The organism is Burkholderia sp. EMB26 (assembly GCF_024730645.1).
GTDB classification, from domain to species: domain Bacteria; phylum Pseudomonadota; class Gammaproteobacteria; order Burkholderiales; family Burkholderiaceae; genus Burkholderia; species Burkholderia cenocepacia.
Map to the genome: position 1 here is coordinate 1,290,303 of NZ_CP078071.1, position 21,277 is coordinate 1,311,579.

Genomic DNA, 21,277 nt, shown 5'->3' on the forward strand with positions numbered 1-21,277 from the left:
CCACCTTGCGCGCCCCACCCGCACCTGAGCCGACGCATGACGCAGAACATCTACGACGACCCGGCCTTCTTCGAAGGTTACAGCCGCCTGAACCGCTCGATTCACGGGCTCGACGGCGCGCCCGAATGGCCCGCGCTGCGCGCGCTGCTACCCGACCTGCACGGCCGTCACGTGCTCGATCTCGGTTGCGGCTACGGTTGGTTCAGCCGCTGGGCCGCCGACCAGGGCGCTGCCGGCGTGCTCGGCATCGACGTGTCCGAACGCATGCTCGAACGCGCGACATCGACCACCGCGCATCCGGCGATCACGTACCGTCGCGCCGACCTCGAAACGCTCGCGCTGCCGGATGCCGCGTTCGACCTCGCGTACAGCTCGCTCGCATTCCACTACGTCGTGCACCTCGACACGCTGCTGCGCACGATCCACCGCGCGCTCGTGCCGGGCGGCCGGCTCGTGTTCTCGATCGAGCATCCGATCTATACGGCGCCGCGCCGGCCGGGTTTCGACGTCGATGCGCAGGGCAACCGCTCGTGGCCGCTCGACGGCTACCAGCGCGAAGGCGAACGCGTGACCGACTGGCTCGCGCCGGGCGTCGTCAAGCAGCATCGCACGCTCGGTACGCTCGTGAACCTGCTGATCCGCAGCGGCTTCACGCTCACGCACCTCGACGAATGGGCGCCGACGCCCGGGCAGGTCGACGCGCTGCCCGCTCTCGACGAGGAACGCGACCGGCCGATGATGGCGATCGTCGCCGCGCGGCGGTAGCGCGGTCGCGGCGGATCGCCGCCTTCACAGATCGAAACAATTGCACCGTCCGGCCCGCGCATCGATACGGCGTCCACACAATTCAGCACAATTTCCACACGATTTGGCGCGAATTCCTCGCTTACCATGAGCGCCTGATTCGATTCGGCACGCCCGCGCGATGCGTACGCGGAACCCGTCGCGGGCAACACGCCCGAGACGCGGCGCCGACCGGATCGTTCCGTTCGGCCGCACGCATCGCCGGCGCCCGCTTCATCCTCGCTGCATTCTCATGACCCAGAAGACCCATCGCCGCCGGCGCATCGTGCTGGCTACCCTTGCCGTCGTCGCAATCGCCGTCGGCGTCACGCTGAAGGCCTGCGCGCCCGACAAGCATCCGCAGTACCTGTCCGCGCCCGTCACGCGCGGCGATCTCGAGAACGCGGTGCTCGCGACCGGCGCGCTGCAGGCGTTCAGGCAAGTCGACGTCGGCGCGCAGGTGTCGGGGCAGTTGAAGACGCTGAAGGTCAAGCTCGGCGACAAGGTCACGAAGGGCCAGTGGCTCGCCGAGATCGACCCGGTGATCTCGGAAAACGCGCTGCGCCAGGCGCGCGCCAGCGAAGAAAGCCTGCGCGCGCAGCAACAATCGACCGCCGCGCAGTTGACCCAGGCCGAACTCGCGTTCCGCCGCCAGCAGGCGATGCTGCCCGACGACGCGACGTCGCGCGAATCGTTCGAGGCCGCCCGCGCGGCGCTCGACGTGCAGCGCGCGACGCTCGCGTCGCTCGCCGCGCAGATCCGTTCGGCCCGCATCCAGATCGAGACCGCGCAAGCCAACCTCGGCTACACGCGCATCGTCGCGCCGATCGACGGCGAGGTCGTCGCGATCGTCACGCAGGAAGGCCAGACCGTGATCGCGCAGCAACAGGCGCCGGTGATCCTGAAGCTCGCGAATCTCGACACGATGACCGTGAAAGCGCAGGTGTCGGAAGCGGACGTGATTCGCGTGAGCGCCGGCCAGACCGCGTATTTCACGATCCTCGGCGAACCGGACAAGCGTCACTACGGCAAGCTGCGCGCGATCGAACCGGCGCCGCAGAACTACGCCGAAGCGCAAAGCCCGCTCGGCGGCGGCGCGGGTGGCGGCGCGAAACCGAACAGCGCGGTGTTCTACAACGCCCTGTTCGACGTGCCGAATCCCGAGCACCGGCTGCGCATCGCGATGACCGCGCAGGTCAGCATCGTGCTCGGCAACGCGCGCAACGCGCTCAGCATTCCGGCCGCTGCGCTCGGCGAGAAGCGCAAGGACGGCACCGTGGCGGTGCGCGTGCTGCGCGCCGACGGCAGCACGGAAACGCGCCATATCCGCATCGGCATCAACAACAACGTGCGCGTCGAAGTGCTGGCCGGCCTGAAGGACGGCGAGCGCGTCGTGATCGGCGAAGCGTCGGCGGACGAGCGCGCGCCGCTGTCGGACGTGGTGTAACGATGCGCCAGCCCCTGCTGAAACTCGCCGCCGTCACGCGACGCTTTCCGGCCGGCGACAAGGACGTCGTCGTCCTGAACAACGTCAACCTGTCGATCGACGCGGGCGAGATCGTCGCGATCGTCGGCGCGTCGGGGTCCGGCAAGTCGACGCTGATGAACATCCTCGGCTGCCTCGATCATCCGAGCGAAGGCACCTACACGGTCGGCGGCCGCGACACGCACATGCTCGACAGCGACGAGCTCGCGCAGCTGCGCCGCGAGCACTTCGGCTTCGTATTCCAGCGCTATCACCTGCTGCCGCACGTCGACGCGGTCGCGAACCTCGAAATGCCGGCGATCTACGCGGGCACCCCGCGCGCCGAGCGGCATGCACGCGCCCGCGCGTTGCTCGCGCGCCTCGGGCTCGCGGATCGCGCGCATCACCGGCCCGGCCAACTGTCCGGCGGCCAGCAGCAGCGCGTGAGCATTGCGCGCGCGCTGATGAACGGCGGCCAGGTGATCCTCGCGGACGAACCGACCGGCGCACTCGACACGAAAAGCGGCCAGGACGTGATCCGCATCCTGCACGAGCTGAACGCGCTCGGCCATACGATCGTGATCGTCACGCACGACAAGGCGGTGGCGCGCCATGCGCGGCGCATCATCGAAATCAGCGACGGCGAGATCGTCGCCGACCGGCCGAACCGCCACTACGCGGAGGCGCTCGCGGAAGTCGGAATCGGCGCAGCCGACGTAGCCGAAACGGCAGCCGAGACGGCTTCGTCGCCCGCGCCGCACGATGCCCCGCCGCCCGCCGACACCGATCCCGGCCCACGCGCCCCCCGCTTCGCCGCCGGCACCGGCCGCTTCGCCGAAGCGTGCCGGATGGCATGGATCGCACTCGTGTCGCACCGGCTGCGCACGCTGCTGACGATGCTCGGCATCATCATCGGCATCACGTCGGTCGTGTCGATCGTCGCGGTCGGCGAAGGCGCGAAGCGCTACATGCTCGAGGAAATCGGCAGCATCGGCACCAATACGATCAGCCTCTATCCGGGCGCCGACTGGGGCGACAGCCGCGCGGACACGATCCAGACGCTCGTGCCCGCGGACGTCGTCGCGCTCGCGGAGCAACCGTACGTCGACAGCGCGACGCCCGAAACGTCGCGCACGCTGCTGCTGCGCTTCCGCAACGTCAATGTGAACGCGCTCGTGAGCGGCGTCGGCGAACGCTACTTCCAGGCGCGCGGAATGCGCTTCGCGCTCGGCGTCGCGTTCGACGACGATGCCGTGCGCCGTCAGGCGCAGGTGGCCGTGATCGACCAGAACACGCGCCGCAAGCTGTTCGGCGCGACGCGCAATCCGGTCGGCGAAGTGATCCTGGTCGACAACGTGCCGTGCGTCGTGATCGGCGTGACCGCCGACAAGAAGAGCGCATTCGGCAGCGTGAAAAGCCTGAACGTGTGGGTGCCGTACACGACCGCCAGCGGGCGTCTGTTCGGCCAGCGCTATCTCGACAGCATCACCGTACGCGTGCGCGACGGGCAGCCGAGCGCCGCCGCCGAGAAAAGCCTCGAGAAGCTGATGATCCAGCGCCACGGCCGCAAGGACTTCTTCACGTACAACATGGACAGCGTGGTCAAGACCGTCGAGAAAACCGGCCAGTCGCTGACGCTGCTGCTGTCGCTGATCGCGGTGATCTCGCTCGTCGTCGGCGGGATCGGCGTGATGAACATCATGCTGGTGTCGGTGACCGAACGCACGCGCGAGATCGGCATCCGGATGGCGGTCGGCGCGCGCCAGTCCGACATCCTGCAGCAGTTCCTCGTCGAGGCCGTGCTCGTGTGCCTGCTCGGCGGCACGATCGGCATCGCGCTGTCGTTCGGGCTCGGCGCGCTGTTCTCGATGTTCGTCGCGCAGTGGAAGATGGTGTTCTCGGCCGGCGCGATCGTGACCGCGTTCGTGTGCTCGACGCTCACCGGTGTGATTTTCGGGTTCATGCCCGCGCGCAACGCGTCGCGGCTCGATCCGATCGATGCGCTCGCGCGCGACTGACGAAACATGACCATCACGCATTCCTCCCCGCTTCGCCACCTCGGCGCATTCGCCTGCGCGGCCGCGTTGCTCGCCGGCTGCGCGGGTACGCGCCACGATCCGCTGCCGCCCGTCGCGATGCCCGCGAACTGGGCCGCGCCGGTCACGGCCGACGCGCCGCCCGCCGCGCGCGACTGGTGGCGCAGCTTCGGCGATCCGCAACTCGATGCGCTGATCGACGACGCGCTGCGCGCCAACAACGACCTCGCGATCGCGGCGATCCGCGTGTATCGCGCGCAGTTGCAGGCCGGGCTCGTCGATACGAACCTGACGCCCAACGTGACGCTCGGCGCGAACGGCGCCGTGTCGCGCACGCTCGATACGCACCGGACGAGCCAGTCGAGCGGCCTCAACGGTTCGCTCAGCTACGAAATCGACCTGTGGGGCCGGCTGGCCGCGCTGCGCGATGCCGCGCACTGGGAAGCCGACGCGACGGCCGCCGATCTCGAAGCCGCGCGGCTGTCGCTGATCGGCACGACCGCGGCGCTGTACTGGCAGATCGGCTATCTGAACCGGCAGATCGCGCTCGGCGACGCGAACATCGCGTATGCGGTGCGCACGCTCGCGCTCGTCCGGTCGCGGCACGCGGCCGGCGCCGTGTCGGGGCTCGATCTCGCGCAGGCCGAACAGAGCCTCGCCGCGCAACGCGCGGCGCAGACGCAACTGATCCAGCAGCGCACCGAGAACCGCCACGCGCTCGCGATCCTGTTCGACCGGCCGCCGCAGCAACTGGCGGCCGAGCCGGCGGCACTGCCGGACGCCGCACCGCCCGACGTGGCGGCCGGCCTGCCCGCGAGCCTGCTCGGCCGGCGCCCCGATCTGCGGGCGGCGGAATTCCGGCTGCGCGAATCGCTCGCGCAGGTCGACGCGACGCGCACGAGCTTCTACCCGACCTTCACGCTGACCGGCAGCGCCGGCACGACGAGCGCGAGCCTCGAGCGCGTGCTGACGAACCCGGTCGGCACGCTCGGGCTCGGCCTCGCGCTGCCGTTCATCCAGTGGAACACGATGCAGTTGCAGATCAAGGTGTCGAAGTCGCAGTACGAGGAAGCGGTCGTCGGGTTCCGCCAGCGGCTCTACACGGCGCTCGCGGAAGTCGAGAATGCGCTGTCGGCACGCGTGCAGCTCGAACGCGAGGCCGAACAGCGCGCGCTGTCGCTCGCGCAGGCGCAGCGTGCCGAACGGCTGGCCGCCGCGCGCTTCGCGGCCGGCGCGACCGCCGTGCAGCCGTGGCTCGACCAGCAACAGGTGCTGAGGAGCGCGCAGAGCGCCGACGAGCTGACGCGCCTGAACCGGCTCAACAACCAGATGAAGCTCTACCGCGCGCTCGGCGGCGGGACGTCCTGACCGGCCGTCACGCGCCGCACGCCGGCCGCGTCATTCGCACACGGCCGCCCCGCGCCGCGCCGGCGCGAACGCCACCGCGCTCGCCGTTGCGAGCAAGGCCACGCCTGCCGCGCCGTACACCATCACCCAGCCGAACCCGTGCACGAGCGCCGCGTGCAGCGCCGCGCCGCTCGGGTCGGCCTGCGCGAGCGCCGGCGCGATCGCCTGCAGCCCGTCGGTGCGGCCCGCCGCGATTTCCTGCGCGAGCCGGCGCAGCGCCGCGTCGCCGATTGCGCCGGCCGGCCCGCCCTTCAGGCTCGCGACGATCCCCGCCACCAGCACGAAGCCCATCGCCGCGATGTTCAGCGCGAGCGAGATCATCCGCGCGCTCATGTCGATGCCCGACGCCATCCCGGCCCGCGCACTCGGCACCGCGCCCGTCGTCGTGTTGGTGACGGGCGTGTTGGTCAGCCCGAGCCCGATGCCGGCGATCACGCAACCCGGCAGCATCGTCAGCCAGCTCGCGTGATCGGCCGCGCTGCCGAGCCGCATCAGCACGAAGCCGGCCGCGATCGTGAACAGCCCGGCCGGAATCACGACGCCGGGCCCGTAGCGCAGCGCGAGCCGTTCGCCGAACGGCGGCGCGATCAGCGTCGGCAGCGTGTACGCGAGCAATGCAAGGCCGGCCGTCACGCTGTCGTAGCCGAGCGCGACCTGGAACCAGATCGGCAGGTAGATCATGAACGGCCAGAAGCTGAAGTTCATCCCCATCGAGCCGAAGATCGCGCCGGTGAACGCGCGGATCCGGAACACCGAGAAGTCGAACATCGGCCGCGCGCTGGCGCGCTCCGCGATGAAGAAGCCGATCACCGCGACCACGGTCGCACCGAGCACGCCGAGGCCGGCCGCGCTCGTCAGCCCGAGCTCGGCGCTTTGCGTGATGTAAAAGGCGACACCGAGCACCGCGAGCGACAGCGTGACGATACCCGCGACGTCGAGCGCGCCCGCATGCGGATCGCGCGATTCCTGCACCGCGCCGCCGATCAGCACGAGCGCGACGGCCGCGAGCGGCGCATGGACGAGGAACACCCACGGCCAGCTCGCCAGCGCGACGATCGCGCCGCCGACGATCGGCCCGAAGCCGAGCCCGATGCCGAACACGATCCCCCAGATCCCGAATGCGCGGCCGCGCTCGCGCCCTTCGCGGAACTGGTGCGACAGCACGGCGATCTGGCAGATCAGCATCGCGCCGCCGCTCGCGCCCTGTAGCAGCCGGCCCGCGACGAGCACCGGCACGTTCGGCGCGAGCCCGCACAGCAGCGACGTCGCGCCGAACAGCACGGTGCCGATCACGTACACGCGCTTGCGGCCGAACCGGTCCGCGAGCGTGCCGGCCGCCATCAGCACCGTCGTACACGCGATCGTGTACGCGTTCATGATCCACTGCATGCCGTTGAAATCGCCGTGCAGCACGTGTTCGAGCGTCGGCAGGATCACCGGCACGCTCGATATTTCGAGGCCGAACATCAGCGACGTGAGACAGACGGCCGCGAGCGCGACCGCATTCCTGCGGGAGTCGGATAGCGTCATGCGTATTGCGCGGCGGCCCGGCGACAGGCCGCGCGCCTCCAGGTGAGTAGGATTCGCCGCGCGCGGCCGGCGACGCACGCTGGGCGGGAATCGGTACTATAGTGAGAATTTCCCTCCCCATTGACGCATCCATTTCTACGAACTGGGGAATCACAGGACGCAATCCGCGCAACCCGCTATGACCGACAGACTCGATGGCGTGACGACCTTCGTCCAGGTGGTGGAATCCGGCAGCTTCGCGCTCGCCGCGGAACGGCTCGACATGACGCGCTCGGCCGTCGGCAAGGCGATCGCGCGGCTCGAAAAGCGGCTCGGCGCGCGGCTGCTGCAGCGCACGACGCGCAGCCAGAGCCTGACCGACGACGGCCAGGCGTACTACGACCGCTGCGTACGCGCGCTGGCGGAACTGGAAGCGGCGGAAGCCGATCTCGACTGCGGTCGCAACGAGGCGCGCGGCAAGCTGCGGCTGAGCGTGCCGCTCGCGTTCGGGCACCACTGCGTGACGCCGATCGTGCTCGACCTCGCGCGCACTTACCCGCACCTGCGGATCGACGTGTCGATCACCGACCGTTTCGTCGATCTCGTCGAGGAAGGCATCGATCTCGCGGTGCGGATCGGCCCGCTCGCGGACAGCACGAGCCTCGCGGTGCGGCGGCTCGGCACGCAATACGGGAGCCTCGGCGCGGCGCCATCGTATCTCGCGCGTTACGGCACCCCGCAATCGCTCGACGACCTGAAGAACCACCGCACGATCGCGTATTCACGCTCGGGCGTCGTGCAACCGTGGTACCTGCGTGCGCCGGACGGCTCGAGCGTCCACATCGACATGCCGCACCAGCTCAGTTTCGACGACGTGCAGGCGATCGCGGCGGCCGGTGCGTCGGGGTTCGGGATCGCGTGGCTGCCGAGCTGGCTGCTCGATCACTACGTGAAGCGCGGGGAGATGGTGGTCGTGCTCGATCGCTGCTTCGTCTGCGAAGGCGACATTCATGCGATCTGGCCGAAGACGCGCTACCTGCCGCGCAAGACGCGCTGCGTGATCGATGCGCTCGTGGAGGCGGTGCCGCCGATGATCGAGCGCTGAGCGCGGAAGAACCGCAACGAAATACGCGGCAACCGACGCGCCGCGCGGGCGCGTCGGCTCATCGCATCACGCCGCGCCGAGATCGGCGAGCGGATGCGCGAACAGCTTCCACGGCGACGTCAGGAAATGCCGCACGCGTTCGGCGCGCAGCTCGACGAGCGATGCGGGCGCCCAGCGCGGCTTGCGATCCTTGTCGACGAGATGCGCGCGCACGCCTTCGCAGAAGTCGCCTTCCTCGATCGCGCGCGCGACGATGCCGAGCTCCATCCGGAACGATTCCGCGAGCGTCATCTGCCGGCCGCGCAGCAGCGCCTCGCGCGTCACGGCGAGCATCGTCGGCGAATGGCTCGCGAGCGCGTCGAGCGTCGCCTGCAGCCACTGGCGGTGCTCGCGCGCCAGCTCGTCGCGCGCCAGCTCCTGCGTGAGCGTCGCGACGATCCGCTCGACGGTCGAACGCTTGTCGAAGTGGCGAACGATCCACGGCATCTGGCCGTCGAGCGCCGCATGCGGCACCACGTTGCACGGCGGCTCGAACACCTTGCGCAGCAACGGCAGCGCATCGCCGTCCCACTTGACGCTTTCGATGCGCGTCTCGAACGTGTCGAGCCACGCAGACGGCACGCACAGGTCCGCGAGCTTCGCGGTCAGCGCGTCGGCGCCCGACAGCATCGCACCGGTCAACCCGACGTACAGTTCGAGTTCGGCCGGCATGCCCGACAGGAAATGCGTGGCGCCGACGTCGGGCACGAGGCCGATGCGCGTTTCCGGCATCGCGATCTTGCTGCGCTCGGTCGCGACGCGCAGCGCCGCGCCCTGCGCGAGGCCCATGCCGCCGCCCATCGTCACGCCGTCCATCAGCGCGACGACCGGCTTCGGGAACGTGTGGATCGCGTAGTCGAGCCGGTACTCGTCGACGAAGAACGGCAGCCAGGTCTCGCGCTGCGCGACCATCCGGTACAGCTCGCGTACGTCGCCGCCCGCGCAGAAGCCCTTCTCGCCCGCGCCGCGCAGCACGACCGCGACGATCTGGTCGTCGTGGCGGCAGCGTTCGAACAGCGCGGTCAGCTCGCCGATCATCGCGTACGACAGCGCGTTGAGCGCGGCCGGCCGGTTCAGCGTGATCAGCGCCACGCGGTTCACCACGCGGAACAGCACCTCGGGCGCATGTTGCGCGAACGTGTCGTGATTCGTCACCGGCGTGCTCATCGTTGCGGCTCTCCATCGGTGCGCCACTGCGGCGCGCGCTTGCCCAGGAACGCCGCCACGCCTTCGCGCGGATCGGCCGTGTCGAACAGGTCGACGAAGCGTTCGCGTTCGACCGCGAGCGCCGCGCCGCGCGGCACGCCGCGTCGGGCGAGGCCGATCAGCTCCTTGCTGTAGGCCAGCGCATGCGGGCTTTGCCGCGCGACGTTGCGTGCCAGCGCGAGTGCCGCGTCGCGCGCGGCGCCGCTGTCCACCACGTCCTCGACGAGGCCGATCCGCAGTGCGGTCGCCGCGTCGACGCGCGCGCCGGTCAGGATGATCTTCTTCGCCCAGCCCTCGCCGACGAGCCAGGGCAGCGTCTGCGTGCCGAGCCCGCACGGCAGCAGCCCGACCGACGGTTCGGGCAGCGCCATCTGCGCATGCGTCTCCGCGATCCGCAGGTCGCATGCGAGCGCGCATTCGAGGCCACCGCCCATCGCATAGCCGTTGATCGCCGCGATCGTCACGACGCGCGCGTCGTGCAGCGCCTCGAAAGCCGCGCCGAAGCGCGCCGCCATCGTGCGCGCGACCGCGCGATCGCCGTCGGCGAACGTGTTGAGATCGGCGCCCGCGCTGAAGAACTTCGGACCGTCGCCGGTGATCACCAGCGCGCGCACGCGCGGGTTCGCATTCAGTTCGGCGACGGTTTGCTGCAATTGCTGCAGCCCGTCGGCGGTAAAGGCGTTCGCGGGCGGACGCTTGAGCGTCGCGCACGCGATCGCGCCGTCGTCGACGTAGTCGAGTTCGATCATCACGCGTCCTTCTTCGTGGCCGGTTGATACAGGCGGATCACCGCCGAGAAATCGAGCTGGCCGTCGCCGCGGCTGCTCATCGTCTGGTACAGCTGCTGCGCGAGCGCGCCGAGATAGACGGGCTGGCGCGCCTGCTTCGCCGCATCGTTCGCGAGGCCGAGATCCTTCAGCATCAGGTCGGTGCCGAAGCCGCCCGAGTAGCCGCGCGACGACGGCGCGGTCTCGATCACGCCCGGATACGGGTTGTAGGTGTCCGAGCTCCAGCAGCGGCCGGTCGACGTGTTGACGATGCCGGCCAGCACCTTCGGGTCGATGCCGAGCGCGACGCCGAGCGACATCGCCTCCGACACCGCCGCCATCGAGATGCCGAGCACGAGGTTGTTGCAGACCTTCGCGACCTGCCCCATGCCGGTCGCGCCGCAGTGGACGATGTTCTTGCCCATGCCGGCGAGCACCGGCTTCACGCGCTCGAAATCCGCGTCGCTGCCGCCGACCATGAAGGTCAGCGTGCCGGCCGCCGCGCCGCCGGTGCCGCCCGACACCGGCGCATCGACGAACGCGCCGCCGTGCTCGCGCACCAGCGCGCCGAACGCCTGCGCGCTCGCCGGGTCGATCGTGCTCGAATCGATCACGGTCGCGCCCGCGCCGAGGCCGGCCAGCACGCCGTTCTCGCCGGACAGCACCGAGCGCACGTGCGGCGCGGCCGGCAGCATCGTGATCACGAACGTCGCGCCCGATGCCGCGTCGCGCGGGGAAGCTGCCACCTGCGCGCCGGCGTCCTGCAGCGCGCGCAACGCGTCGGCGCTCAGGTCGAACGCGTGCACGTCGTGGCCGGCTTTCAGCAGGTTCAGCGCCATCGGCGCGCCCATGTGGCCGAGGCCGATAAATCCGATTTTCATGTTGGTGTCCTCCGCCGCTCAGTGCAGCCGGATCGTCGTATTCACCGGGCCGGCCGTCGTGTCGTCGTCGAACCAGCGCGCGGTGACCGTCTTGGTCTGCGTGTAGAACTGCACGACCTGCTTGCCGTACGGGCCGAGATCGCCGAGCTTCGAGCCGCGCGAACCGGTGAAGCTGAAGAACGGCACGGGTACCGGAATCGGGATGTTGATGCCGACCTGACCGACGTCGATCTCGCTCTGGAACTTGCGTGCCGCCGCGCCGCTCTGCGTGAAGATGCCCACGCCGTTGCCCATCGGGTTCGCGTTGACCAGCGCGATCGCGTCGTCGAGCGTGTCGACTTCCATCACGACCAGCACCGGTCCGAAGATTTCATGCGTGTAGACCGTCATGTCGGTCGTCACGCCGGAGAAGATCGTCGGGCCGATGAAGTTGCCTTCCTCGAAGCCGGCGACCTTCACGTCGCGGCCGTCGAGTTCGAGCTTCGCGCCTTCCTTGATGCCCATGTCGATCAGCGACAGAATCCGCGCCTTCGCGCCGCGCGACACGACCGGCCCGACGTCGGTGCCCGCTTCCGAGCCCGCGTTGACCTTCAGCGTCTTCGCCTTCGCGACGATGTCGGGCAGCCATTCGCGCGCGTTGCCCACCAGCACCGCGACGGAAGTCGCCATGCAGCGCTGGCCGGCCGCGCCGAAGCCCGCGCCGACGAGCGCGTTGATCGTCTGCTCGCGGTTCGCGTCGGGCAGCACGATCGCGTGGTTCTTCGCGCCCATCATCGACTGCACGCGCTTGCCGTGCTGGCTGCCGAGGTTGTACACGTGCGTGCCGACGGCGGTCGAGCCGACGAACGAGATCGCCTTCACGAGCGGATGCGTGCAGATCGCATCGACGACTTCCTTGCCGCCGTGCACGACGTTCAGCACGCCTTTCGGTACGCCGGCTTCCAGCGCGAGCTCGACGAGCTCCATCGTCGACATCGGGTCCTGCTCGGACGGCTTCAGCACGAACGTGTTGCCGCACACGATCGCCATCGGGAACATCCACAGCGGAATCATCGCGGGAAAATTGAACGGCGTGATGCCCGCGCACACGCCGAGCGGCTGGCGCAGCGTGTAGGTGTCGACGCCGCCCGCGACGTTCTCCGCGAATTCGCCGAGCTGCAGCGTGCCGATCGAGCATGCGTGCTCGACCACTTCGAGGCCGCGGAAGATGTCGCCTTCGGCATCGGGAATCGTCTTGCCCTGCTCGGCCGTCAGCGTCTTCGCGATGCGCTGCTGGTTCGCGCGCACCAGATCCTGGAACTTCAGCATGATGCGCATGCGCGCGGCGATCGGCGTGTTCTTCCACGTCGCATACGCGGCGTGCGCGGCCTGCACGGCCGCGTCGACTTCCGCGACGGTCGCGAACGGCACGCGTGCGAGCACCTGCTGCGTCGCCGGGTTGACGATGTCGCGCCACTCGTTCGTGGCGGACTCGACGAAGGCGCCGTCGATCAGCAGCTTGACCGTCGGCACGTCTTGCCCCGTGCGGGGTGTCGGATTCGCGTTCATCAGAGCACTCTCCTTGCAGTGGGCCGCGTCGCGTCGTGCGACGCGCGGCCGGTTCGGTTCAGCGAGGCGGCGGGCGACGCGCGGAAAAAAGCAGCGCGCTCGACCCGCGGCCGGTCATTTCAGTTCGGCGGCGAAATCTTCTTCCCAGTACTCGCCGGGCATACGTTCGGTCGCGTCGTCGCCGCGCTCGATCTCGCGGCGGCGCAGCTCGACGCGGCGAATCTTCCCGGAGATCGTCTTCGGCAGTTCCGCGAATTGCAGGCGACGGATGCGCTTGTACGGCGCGAGCTTCTCGCGCGAGAAACGGAAGATCTCCAGCGCGAGCGCGGGGCTTTCTTCATAGCCCTGGCGCAGCGTGATGAAGGTCTTCGGCACCGCCAGCCGCACCGGGTCCGGGCTCGGCACGACGGCCGCTTCCGCGATCGCCGGATGCTCGATCAGCACGCTTTCCAGTTCGAACGGGCTCAGCCGGTAGTCGGACGACTTGAACACGTCGTCCGCGCGGCCGATGTACACGTAGTAGCCGTCGTCGCGACGCATCGCGATGTCCGACGTGCGGTAGTGGCCGTCGCGCATCGCGTGGGCCGTCGCGTCCGGATTGTTCGCGTAGCCCTTCATCAGCCCGACCGGACGCGTGACGTCGCCACCGATCGGCAGCGCGACCTCGCCTTCGGTCACCGGCGCGCCGTCCGGGTCGAGCAGCGCGATCCGGTAGCCGGGCAGCGGCCGGCCCATCGAGCCCGCGACCACCGGCTGGCCCGGCGAGTTGCCGATCAGGCAGGTCGTCTCGGTCTGGCCGTAGCCGTCGCGAATCGAGATGTTCCACGCCTTCTTCACGCGCTCGATGATCTCGGGATTCAGCGGCTCGCCCGCGCCGACGATCTCGCGCAGCTTCACGTCGAACGACGCGAGCGGCTGCTGCACGAGCATGCGCCACACGGTCGGCGGCGCGCACAGCGTCGTCACGCGATACTTGACGAGCGCATCGAGCACGACCTTCGGCTCGAAGCGCGCATAGTTGAACGCGAACACGCACGCCTGCGCATTCCACGGCGCGAAGAAGCAGCTCCACGCGTGCTTCGCCCAGCCCGGGGAGCTGATGTTCCAGTGGATGTCGCCCGGCTGCAGGCCGACCCAGTACATCGTCGACAGATGGCCGACCGGATAGGTGCGGTGCGTGTGCTCGACGAGCTTCGGCTTCGACGTCGTGCCGGACGTGAAGTACAGCAGCATCGGATCGTTCGCGTGCGTGACGGCGTCCGGCTCGAACGCAGCGCTCGCCGCATAGCCGTCGTTCATCGCGAGCCAGCCCGCGCGCGGCGCGCCGGCGACGATCTTCTGCGCGAGGCCGAGATCGGGCTGTTCGAATTTCGCGGCTTCGTTCTCGTCGACGATCGCGTATTTCGCGCCGCCGATCTGCACGCGGTCGCGCACGTCGTCGGGCGACAGTTGCGTGGTGGCGGGCAGCACGATCGCGCCGAGCTTCATCGCGGCCAGCATCGCGTCCCACAGCTCGACCCGGTTCGGCAGCATCAGCAGGATGCGGTCGCCGCGCACGACGCCGATCGCGCGCAGCCAGTTCGCGATCCGCGACGAACGCTCGGACATCTGCGCGAACGAATACGGATCGCCCGTGCCGGTCGCCGCGTCGACGATCCACAGCGCGGGCTGGTCGTTGCCGCGCGCCATCGGGTCGAAGTAGTCGAGCGCCCAGTTGAACGCATCGAGCACCGGCCATTCGAAATCGCGGTATGCGGTGTCGTAGTCGGTGCGATGGCGCAGCAGAAAGTCGCGTGCGTCCAGGAATGCCTGTACCGTCATGTGTCGTCTCCGTCCAGTCTCCATGCCCAGCGCTCAACCGGTGCAGGTGCTGCAGCACATGCCCGGTTCCGTGTTGCACGGCGCACGGTCACGTCGTTGCGTGCCGCGTTCACCGCGCTGCCCTCGTGCCCTGCGTGATGCTGTCGTCCCGGTGCGACCGTCGCGGCTCAAAGCTGCCGCGCGATCACCATCCGTTGCACTTCGCTGGTGCCTTCGTAAATCTGCGTGATGCGCGCGTCGCGATAGTGACGCTCGACTTCGTAATCGACCAGGTAGCCGTAGCCGCCGTGAATCTGGATCGCATCCGAACACACGCGCTCGGCCATCTCGGACGCGAACAGCTTCGCCTGCGACGCTTCCGACAGGCACGGCAGCCCGGCCGTGCGCAGCTTCGCCGCGTGATGCACGAGCAGGCGCGCGGCGTTGATCTGCACGGCCATGTCGGCGAGCTTCTGCTGGATCGCCTGATGCTCGGCGATCGGCTTGCCGAACTGCACGCGCTCGCCCGCATAGCGGCGCGCCTTGTCGAACGCGGCGCGCGCGATGCCGAGCGCCTGCGCGGCGATGCCGATGCGGCCGCCTTCGAGGTTCGACAGCGCGATCTTCAGCCCTTCGCCGCGATTGCCGAGCAGGTTGTCTTCCGGAATCGCGCAGTTCTCGAACGTGATCGGGCACGTATCCGACGCGCGGATGCCCATCTTCTTCTCGGGCTTGCCGACGATGAAGCCCGGCGTGTCGGTCGGCACCAGGAACGCGGAAATGCCGCGCTTGCCGGCTTCCGGGTCGGTCATGGCAAAAACGATCGCGACGCCGGCGCGCTGGCCGTTGGTCACGAACTGCTTCGCGCCGTTCAGCACCCATTGGCCGTCGCGCAGCTCGGCCCGCGTGCGCAGGTTGTTCGCTTCGGAACCGGCATGCGGCTCGGTCAGGCAGAACGCGCCGATCACGCGACCGGCCGCCATGTCGGCCAGCCAGCGCTCCTTCTGCGCGGGCGTGCCGAAGCCGAGGATCGGCCCGCAGCCGACCGAGTTGTGCACGCTCATCATCGTCGCGCACGCGGCGTCGCCGGCCGCCACTTCCTCCATCGCCAGCGCATAGGCCACGTAGTCCGTATACGAGCCGCCCAGCTCCTGCGGCACGATCATCCCGAGCAGGCCGAGCTCGCCGAGCTGCGCGACGATCGCGTCGGGCAGGTGCGCGTCGTGGTCCCACTGCGCGGCGTTCGGCGCCAGCATCTCGGTGGCAAAAGCGCGCGCCGCATCGCGGATCATCCGCTGGTCTTCGGTGTAAAGCTCGTCCATGGTGCTGCTGTCTCCCGCGGCCGCCGGGCGCGACCGTCCTTGCGTTTCGATGCAACAAGTGTAGGCAAGCACGCGCGACTGTTCGATGCTCGCGTCGCTCATTTACACTGAGCGTTTTTGCCACACCGGCGACACCGATGAAGCAGGAAGACAAGGGAACCGTCGCGATCAGCCTCGTCGCGTACAGCGTCGCGCTGGCCACGCGGCGCGGCGTCGCGGCCGAGCCGCTGCTCGCGCAGGCCGGCATCGCGCCCGCGCTGCTCGGGCAGCCGCGCGCACGCGTGTCCGCGCAGCAATACGGCGCGCTGTGGAACGCGATCGCGCGCACGCTCGACGACGAGTTTTTCGGGCAGGATCGCCACCCGATGCGCAGCGGCAGCTTCATCGCGATGAGCCAGGCCGCGCTGTCGGCGCGCGACGGGCTGCACGCGATGGCGCGCGCGGTGAACTTCATGCACTGCGTGCTCGACGACCTCCACGCGGAGCTCGACGCGAACCCGCAGCGCGTGCGGCTGCGTTTCGTGCACCGCAACAACGGCGCGACGCCCGCGATGTTCACGTACGCGACCTATTTCATCATCGTGTACGGCCTCACCTGCTGGCTGATCGGGCGGCGCATTCCGCTGCTGCATGCGAGCTTCCGCTGCGACACGCCACCGGCCGATCACGAATACCCGTCGATGTTCTGCGACGACATGCGCTTCAACGAGCCCGAGTCGTATGTCGATTTCGATCCCGAATTCGCGACGCTGCCGGTCGTGCAGAATGCGAAGACGCTGAAAACGTTTCTGCGCAACGCGCCGGCCAGCTTCATCGTCAAGTACCGCAACCCGAACGCGCTCGCGCAGCGCGTGCGCGCGGTGCTGCGCGGGATGCCGCCCGCCGCGTGGCCGGGCGCGGGCGGGATGGCCGCGCGGCTGCACGTGGCCGAGGCCACGCTGCGCCGCAAGCTGCATCAGGAAGGCCACGCGTACCAGTCGATCAAGGACACGCTGCGGCGCGATCTCGCGTTCGAGGCGCTGGCCGACCCCGCCCGCACGATCGCCGACGTCGCGGCCGCGACCGGTTTCGCGGAACCGAGCGCGTTCTACCGCGCGTTCCGCAAATGGAGCGGGCGCAGCCCGGCCGAGTTTCGGGAAGAAGCGCTCGCGCGCGGCGGCGGCGCCGGCTGAAGGCGCGGCCGGCCCGCCTCGCCTTCGCGCTTTGCGCCGAAACCGCCTAATCTTCAAGCATCGGGCCTACGCCCTTTCCGCCAGCCGGACGGCACGCGGCCGTGCGCCGCCCGGACGTCCCGATGCGCTTTCACCGTCATGGCCCGCCGCCGGCGCCTGCCGCGCCCGACGGCCGCCCCCGTCACCCGCTGTCCGCGCGGGTCGCGCGCGCCGCGCTGTTCGCGGCGCTGCTCGTCGTGTGCGCCGCGCTCGCCGCGCCGCCATCGGCCGACGCGCCCGCCGCGCATCCGGTCGTCGTGATTCCCGTCAACGGCGCGATCGGCCCGGCCAGCGCCGATTTCATCGTGCGTTCGCTCGACCGCGCGGCCCGCGAGCATGCGCCGCTCGCGATCTTTCAGCTCGACACGCCCGGCGGCCTCGATACGTCGATGCGGCAGATCATCAAGGCCGTCCTCCGCTCGCCGGTGCCGGTCGCCGCCTTCGTCGCGCCGGGCGGCGCGCGGGCGGCGAGCGCGGGCACCTACATCGTCTATGCGAGCCACTTCGCGGCGATGGCGCCCGGCACCAACCTCGGCGCGGCGTCGCCCGTGCAGTTCGGCATCGGCGGCGCGGCGCCGCCAGGCGCGAATCCCGCCGCGCCGCGACCGACCGGTGCATCGGGTGCGTCTGGCGTGTCGGACGCGGCTGCCGTGCTGCCGACCGATACGCAATCGACCGAGATCCGCAAGGCGATCCAGGACGCTTCCGCATACATCCGCGGCCTCGCGCAATTGCGCGGACGCAATGTCGAATGGGCCGAGCGCGCGGTGCGCGAGGCCGTGAGCCTGTCGGCGAACGAAGCGCGCGCGCAGCACGTCGTCGACGTGATCGCGCCGGACCCGGCCGACCTCGCGCGCCAGCTCGACGGCCGCACGGTGACGACGACTGCCGGCACGCTGCATCTCGCGACCGCGCACGCGCCGCTCGTCGTGCTCGCGCCCGACTGGCGCAGCCGGTTCCTCGCGATCATCGCCGATCCGAACGTCGCGCTGATCCTGCTGACGATCGGCATCTACGGCCTCTTCTTCGAATTCGCGAACCCCGGTTTCGTGCTGCCGGGCGTCGCCGGCACGATCTGCCTGCTGGTCGGACTGTTCGCGATGCAGTTGCTGCCGATCAGCTATGCGGGCCTCGGCCTCGTGCTGCTCGGGCTCGGCTGCCTCGTCGCGGAGGCGTTCCTGCCGACCTTCGGCGTGCTCGGGTTCGGCGGGATCGTCGCGTTCACGATCGGCGCGCTGATGCTGATCGACACCGACGTGCCCGGCTACGGGATTCCGTGGCCCGTGATCGCGAGCCTGGCGCTCGGCGGCGCGCTGCTCGTCGCGGGCGTGTCGAGCGTCGCGCTGCGCGCGCGGCGCCGCCCGGTCGTGACGGGCGCCGAGGCGATGCTCGGCAGCATCGGCGAAGTGCTCGACGACGGCCTGCAGCCGGACCAGCCGCATGGCGCGACCGACGCCGCGCCGTCGGCCGCCGGCTGGGCGCGCGTGCACGGCGAGCGTTGGCGCGTGGCGAGCAGCACGCCGCTGGCCGCCGGCTGCCGCGTGCGCGTCACCGGCCGCCACGGGCTGACGCTGACGGTCGCGCCGCTCTACGACGTGCCCGCCCCCGCCCATCCCCAGGGAGAACCTTCATGATCGGTTACACGTTCGGCTTCAGCAGCGTCCTGGTCGTCTTCGTCGTGGTCCTCGTCGCATCGTCGATCCGCATCTTTCGCGAGTACGAGCGCGGTGTCGTGTTCATGCTCGGCCGGTTCTGGAAAGTGAAGGGGCCGGGGCTCGTGCTGATCATCCCGATCGTCCAGCAGGTCGTGCGGATCGACCTGCGCACCGTCGTGTTCGACGTGCCGGCGCAGGACGTGATCACGCGCGACAACGTGTCGGTGAAGGTCAATGCGGTCGTGTATTTCCGCGTCGTCGATCCGGAGAAGGCCGTGATCCAGGTCGCGCGCTTCTTCGAGGCGACCAGCCAGCTCGCGCAGACGACGCTGCGCGCGGTGCTCGGCAAGCACGAACTCGACGCGCTGCTCGCCGAGCGCGAGCAATTGAACGCAGACATCCAGAAGACGCTCGATGCGCAGACCGATGCGTGGGGGATCAAGGTGTCAACGGTCGAGATCAAGCACGTCGACCTGAACGAGACGATGATCCGCGCGATCGCGCGGCAGGCCGAAGCCGAACGCGAACGGCGCGCGAAGGTGATTCATGCGGAAGGCGAGCTTCAGGCGTCGGAGAAGCTGCTGCAGGCCGCGCAGCGGCTCGCGCTGCAGCCGCAGGCGATGCAGTTGCGCTACCTGCAGACGCTGACGACGATCGCGGCGGACAAGAATTCGACGATCGTGTTTCCGTTGCCGGTCGATCTGCTGGGGGCGTTGCTGGATCGGCTGGGCCCGCCGCGCGAGCGTTGAGACGCGCATGCGCCGGCCGCACGACGCCGCGGGCCGATGCCGATGGGCGCGGGAGCCGCGGCGGCCAGCGCCCGGCGGCCCAGCGGCCCGCCCGCGTCAGGCCAGCAGCTTGCGCTCGGCCTTGCCGTACTTGATCGACTTCTCGTCCGGGATCATCAGGCCCGTGTGCTCGTCGCGGCCCTGCAGCAGGAAGCGCGCGTCCGGGTTGCCGATCTGCTCTGCCGCGAGCTTGCTGTCCGCGCCGATCTCGCCCTTCTTCATCCGGTTGACGATCACGCCGGCCGCGGTGTCCTTGAAATCGCGCAGCATCCACGCGTCGCCGTCGCTGTCGCCGAACACCAGCAGCGGGCCGTAGCCCTTCTTCGACGCGAGCACGTTGCGGATGCCCACCGTCTTGCCGGGCCCCCAGTTGAAATGCCAGCCGGCCGGATAGGTGCTCGTGTACTTGCCGTCCTGCATGTCCAGCCGCAGGCCGATCACGTTCTCCGGCGGCACGCCGTAGCCATAGTTCGGATTGCCGGCGAACACGCGCACGACGTCGTCGAGCGACGCGGTGCTCACGTACACGTCGATGCCGTTCGCCCGCAGCGTGTGCATCACCGCGCGGATTTCCTCGTGAATGCGGATGCCGTGGAAATGCGTATCGGCCACCACGCCGGCCTTGCCCGGCAGCGCCTTGGGGCTTTCGTAGCGGACCTTGCGCAGCGCGTCGCCGATCCCGTAGTTGTTCGACGCTTGCGCCATCGCCTGCAGCTCGGCGGTCGTCATGTTCTGGTAGAAGTAGATGATCCACTTGTAGCCGACTTCGAGCGGATGCGTGTCGCAGATCGCGTCGTACATGAAGTACAGCTTCGCGCGGAAATCCTTGAACTGATCGGTCTCGCGAATCTCGTCGAGGCTCTTGTCGCCGCCGAGGCCCTGGTAGTTCGCATGGAGCCAGCGGTAGTCGGATTCGACGTCGGCCGCGAGGTCCTCCATCGTCACCGGCTTGCCGTCGACGGTCGTGTAGTCCTTCATGAACGCGCCCTTCGGCACGTCCTTCCACATCACGGCGACGAATTCGTCCGGCGTCAGCTTGTACTGCAGATGGTTGATCTGGTACATCAGCAACGCCTCTTCGCAGTCGTTCATGATGCACGTGTTGTCCCAGTCGAACACCGCGTACGGGCGGCGCTTTCCGTCGTAGCGGGCGCTCGCGACGCCATGCTGGTCGAGCACCGCCTGCAGGCGCGCGGCGTTGAACGGCGACCAGCGGCCGAGGTCCAGCGCGTCCGGCGCGGTGGCGCTCTTCGCGCCGGCGAGGCCGGCCTTGAGCATCAGCGGCGTCGCAGCGGTCGCCGCGGCAAGGGTGTTCATGAACTGGCGGCGTTGCATGGTCTCTCCGTTGATATGCCGAATCGGCCTCGGTCGCGGCCCCGCGCGACGCGCGACACACCGGCCTCGCGAAGCCGCAAAGGCTTCGAATCGGGGCGGATGATGTGACGAAATTATTTCGGCAATTTGACAGCGTCCCGCCGCGACACGACGGCGAGTTGATCCGGCGCGACATGCCGGGCCGTGCGGAAGCCTTGCATGGGTGCCACGACCGACTTCCCCGTTCGGCAAGCATGAACAAGCAATGACCATCCGGCCCCGCTCGCCTGAAATCTAGAGCTTCCCCTCCATTTCGGCCTTTCATTAGGAGAAGCCCTCATCTCCGGGGGGCTGGCGCGCGACGTCGAACCGGCTATGATCATTACATTACCCAATGACACATTAAATGCTGACTGAATAAACCGTGCGGCGATGGACGCC

The 21,277-nt window shown here is 69.2% G+C and carries 16 protein-coding genes; 8 read left to right on the forward strand and 8 right to left on the reverse strand.

Annotated features, from left to right (window positions below):
* Positions 1-36: 36 nt before the first annotated feature.
* The 4 genes from KU887_RS22615 (at position 37) to KU887_RS22630 (ending at position 5,652) form a co-directional block, all read left to right on the forward strand.
* Complete coding sequence (locus KU887_RS22615; RefSeq protein ID WP_109342739.1) at positions 37-765, forward strand: bifunctional 2-polyprenyl-6-hydroxyphenol methylase/3-demethylubiquinol 3-O-methyltransferase UbiG; 729 nt, start codon at positions 37-39, stop codon at positions 763-765.
* 271 nt (positions 766-1,036) lie between these two features.
* The gene (locus KU887_RS22620; RefSeq protein ID WP_059722066.1) at positions 1,037-2,230 is read left to right on the forward strand and encodes an efflux RND transporter periplasmic adaptor subunit; all 1,194 of its coding nucleotides are present in this window, start codon (positions 1,037-1,039) and stop codon (positions 2,228-2,230) included.
* Positions 2,231-2,232: 2 nt separating this feature from the next.
* Positions 2,233-4,266 (forward strand): MacB family efflux pump subunit, encoded by a 2,034-nt coding sequence (locus tag KU887_RS22625; protein ID WP_048986896.1) that lies wholly within the window; start codon positions 2,233-2,235, stop codon positions 4,264-4,266.
* A gap of 6 nt (positions 4,267-4,272) precedes the next feature.
* Positions 4,273-5,652, forward strand: coding sequence for an efflux transporter outer membrane subunit (locus KU887_RS22630; RefSeq protein WP_077021269.1), 1,380 nt, complete (start codon positions 4,273-4,275; stop codon positions 5,650-5,652).
* Between the two features lie 30 nt (positions 5,653-5,682).
* On the opposite strand, the gene KU887_RS22635 is transcribed toward KU887_RS22630, so the two are convergent.
* On the reverse strand, positions 5,683-7,221 hold the full coding sequence (locus KU887_RS22635) for an MFS transporter (protein WP_043206095.1): 1,539 nt from the start codon (positions 7,219-7,221) through the stop codon (positions 5,683-5,685).
* Positions 7,222-7,399: 178 nt separating this feature from the next.
* On the opposite strand from KU887_RS22635, the gene KU887_RS22640 reads away from it, so the two are divergent.
* Entirely contained in the window at positions 7,400-8,305 is a 906-nt protein-coding gene (locus KU887_RS22640) for a LysR family transcriptional regulator (protein WP_034202034.1), read from the forward strand.
* Positions 8,306-8,371: 66 nt separating this feature from the next.
* On the opposite strand, the gene KU887_RS22645 is transcribed toward KU887_RS22640, so the two are convergent.
* From KU887_RS22645 to KU887_RS22670, 6 genes are all read right to left on the reverse strand, one after another.
* Positions 8,372-9,511 (reverse strand): enoyl-CoA hydratase/isomerase family protein, encoded by a 1,140-nt coding sequence (locus KU887_RS22645; RefSeq protein ID WP_212093348.1) that lies wholly within the window; start codon positions 9,509-9,511, stop codon positions 8,372-8,374.
* The gene (locus KU887_RS22650) at positions 9,508-10,299 is read right to left on the reverse strand and encodes an enoyl-CoA hydratase (protein ID WP_258258210.1); all 792 of its coding nucleotides are present in this window, start codon (positions 10,297-10,299) and stop codon (positions 9,508-9,510) included. Before KU887_RS22650 ends, KU887_RS22645 begins: the two co-directional genes overlap by 4 nt.
* The gene (gene mmsB, locus KU887_RS22655; RefSeq protein WP_006480765.1) at positions 10,299-11,198 is read right to left on the reverse strand and encodes a 3-hydroxyisobutyrate dehydrogenase; all 900 of its coding nucleotides are present in this window, start codon (positions 11,196-11,198) and stop codon (positions 10,299-10,301) included. The genes KU887_RS22650 and mmsB overlap by 1 nt, the downstream gene beginning before the upstream one ends.
* Before the next feature lie 18 nt (positions 11,199-11,216).
* Positions 11,217-12,746, reverse strand: a complete 1,530-nt coding sequence (locus KU887_RS22660) for a CoA-acylating methylmalonate-semialdehyde dehydrogenase (RefSeq protein WP_058903406.1) — start codon at positions 12,744-12,746, stop codon at positions 11,217-11,219.
* A gap of 114 nt (positions 12,747-12,860) precedes the next feature.
* Positions 12,861-14,567: an AMP-binding protein gene (locus KU887_RS22665; protein ID WP_062884902.1), complete on the reverse strand. Its 1,707-nt coding sequence runs from the start codon at positions 14,565-14,567 to the stop codon at positions 12,861-12,863.
* A gap of 167 nt (positions 14,568-14,734) precedes the next feature.
* Positions 14,735-15,868, reverse strand: a complete 1,134-nt coding sequence (locus tag KU887_RS22670; protein ID WP_258258215.1) for an acyl-CoA dehydrogenase family protein — start codon at positions 15,866-15,868, stop codon at positions 14,735-14,737.
* A gap of 137 nt (positions 15,869-16,005) precedes the next feature.
* Here KU887_RS22670 and KU887_RS22675 point away from each other — a divergent pair, with 137 nt between their 5' ends.
* From KU887_RS22675 to KU887_RS22685, 3 genes are all read left to right on the forward strand, one after another.
* Positions 16,006-17,040, forward strand: a complete 1,035-nt coding sequence (locus tag KU887_RS22675) for an AraC family transcriptional regulator (protein WP_006498836.1) — start codon at positions 16,006-16,008, stop codon at positions 17,038-17,040.
* A 122-nt stretch (positions 17,041-17,162) separates the two neighbouring features.
* Positions 17,163-18,713, forward strand: a complete 1,551-nt coding sequence (locus tag KU887_RS22680) for a nodulation protein NfeD (RefSeq protein WP_258258217.1) — start codon at positions 17,163-17,165, stop codon at positions 18,711-18,713.
* Positions 18,710-19,483, forward strand: a complete 774-nt coding sequence (locus KU887_RS22685) for a slipin family protein (RefSeq protein ID WP_006483242.1) — start codon at positions 18,710-18,712, stop codon at positions 19,481-19,483. The genes KU887_RS22680 and KU887_RS22685 overlap by 4 nt, the downstream gene beginning before the upstream one ends.
* 96 nt (positions 19,484-19,579) lie before the next feature.
* Here KU887_RS22685 and KU887_RS22690 read toward each other — a convergent pair whose 3' ends face one another.
* Positions 19,580-20,857 carry a haloacid dehalogenase-like hydrolase gene (locus KU887_RS22690; RefSeq protein ID WP_258258218.1) on the reverse strand — a complete coding sequence of 426 codons (1,278 nt, stop codon included), beginning with the start codon at positions 20,855-20,857 and terminating at the stop codon, positions 19,580-19,582.
* Positions 20,858-21,277 lie beyond the last annotated feature (420 nt).

Coding starts and splice junctions, on each gene's coding strand:
- KU887_RS22615 (WP_109342739.1), top strand. CDS start 37: ATGACGCAGAACATCTACGACGACCCGGCCTTCTTCGAAGGTTACAGC.
- KU887_RS22620 (WP_059722066.1), top strand. CDS start 1,037: ATGACCCAGAAGACCCATCGCCGCCGGCGCATCGTGCTGGCTACCCTT.
- KU887_RS22625 (WP_048986896.1), top strand. CDS start 2,233: ATGCGCCAGCCCCTGCTGAAACTCGCCGCCGTCACGCGACGCTTTCCG.
- KU887_RS22630 (WP_077021269.1), top strand. CDS start 4,273: ATGACCATCACGCATTCCTCCCCGCTTCGCCACCTCGGCGCATTCGCC.
- KU887_RS22635 (WP_043206095.1), bottom strand. CDS start 7,221: ATGACGCTATCCGACTCCCGCAGGAATGCGGTCGCGCTCGCGGCCGTC.
- KU887_RS22640 (WP_034202034.1), top strand. CDS start 7,400: ATGACCGACAGACTCGATGGCGTGACGACCTTCGTCCAGGTGGTGGAA.
- KU887_RS22645 (WP_212093348.1), bottom strand. CDS start 9,511: ATGAGCACGCCGGTGACGAATCACGACACGTTCGCGCAACATGCGCCC.
- KU887_RS22650 (WP_258258210.1), bottom strand. CDS start 10,299: ATGATCGAACTCGACTACGTCGACGACGGCGCGATCGCGTGCGCGACG.
- mmsB (WP_006480765.1), bottom strand. CDS start 11,198: ATGAAAATCGGATTTATCGGCCTCGGCCACATGGGCGCGCCGATGGCG.
- KU887_RS22660 (WP_058903406.1), bottom strand. CDS start 12,746: ATGAACGCGAATCCGACACCCCGCACGGGGCAAGACGTGCCGACGGTC.
- KU887_RS22665 (WP_062884902.1), bottom strand. CDS start 14,567: ATGACGGTACAGGCATTCCTGGACGCACGCGACTTTCTGCTGCGCCAT.
- KU887_RS22670 (WP_258258215.1), bottom strand. CDS start 15,868: ATGGACGAGCTTTACACCGAAGACCAGCGGATGATCCGCGATGCGGCG.
- KU887_RS22675 (WP_006498836.1), top strand. CDS start 16,006: ATGAAGCAGGAAGACAAGGGAACCGTCGCGATCAGCCTCGTCGCGTAC.
- KU887_RS22680 (WP_258258217.1), top strand. CDS start 17,163: ATGCGCTTTCACCGTCATGGCCCGCCGCCGGCGCCTGCCGCGCCCGAC.
- KU887_RS22685 (WP_006483242.1), top strand. CDS start 18,710: ATGATCGGTTACACGTTCGGCTTCAGCAGCGTCCTGGTCGTCTTCGTC.
- KU887_RS22690 (WP_258258218.1), bottom strand. CDS start 20,857: ATGCAACGCCGCCAGTTCATGAACACCCTTGCCGCGGCGACCGCTGCG.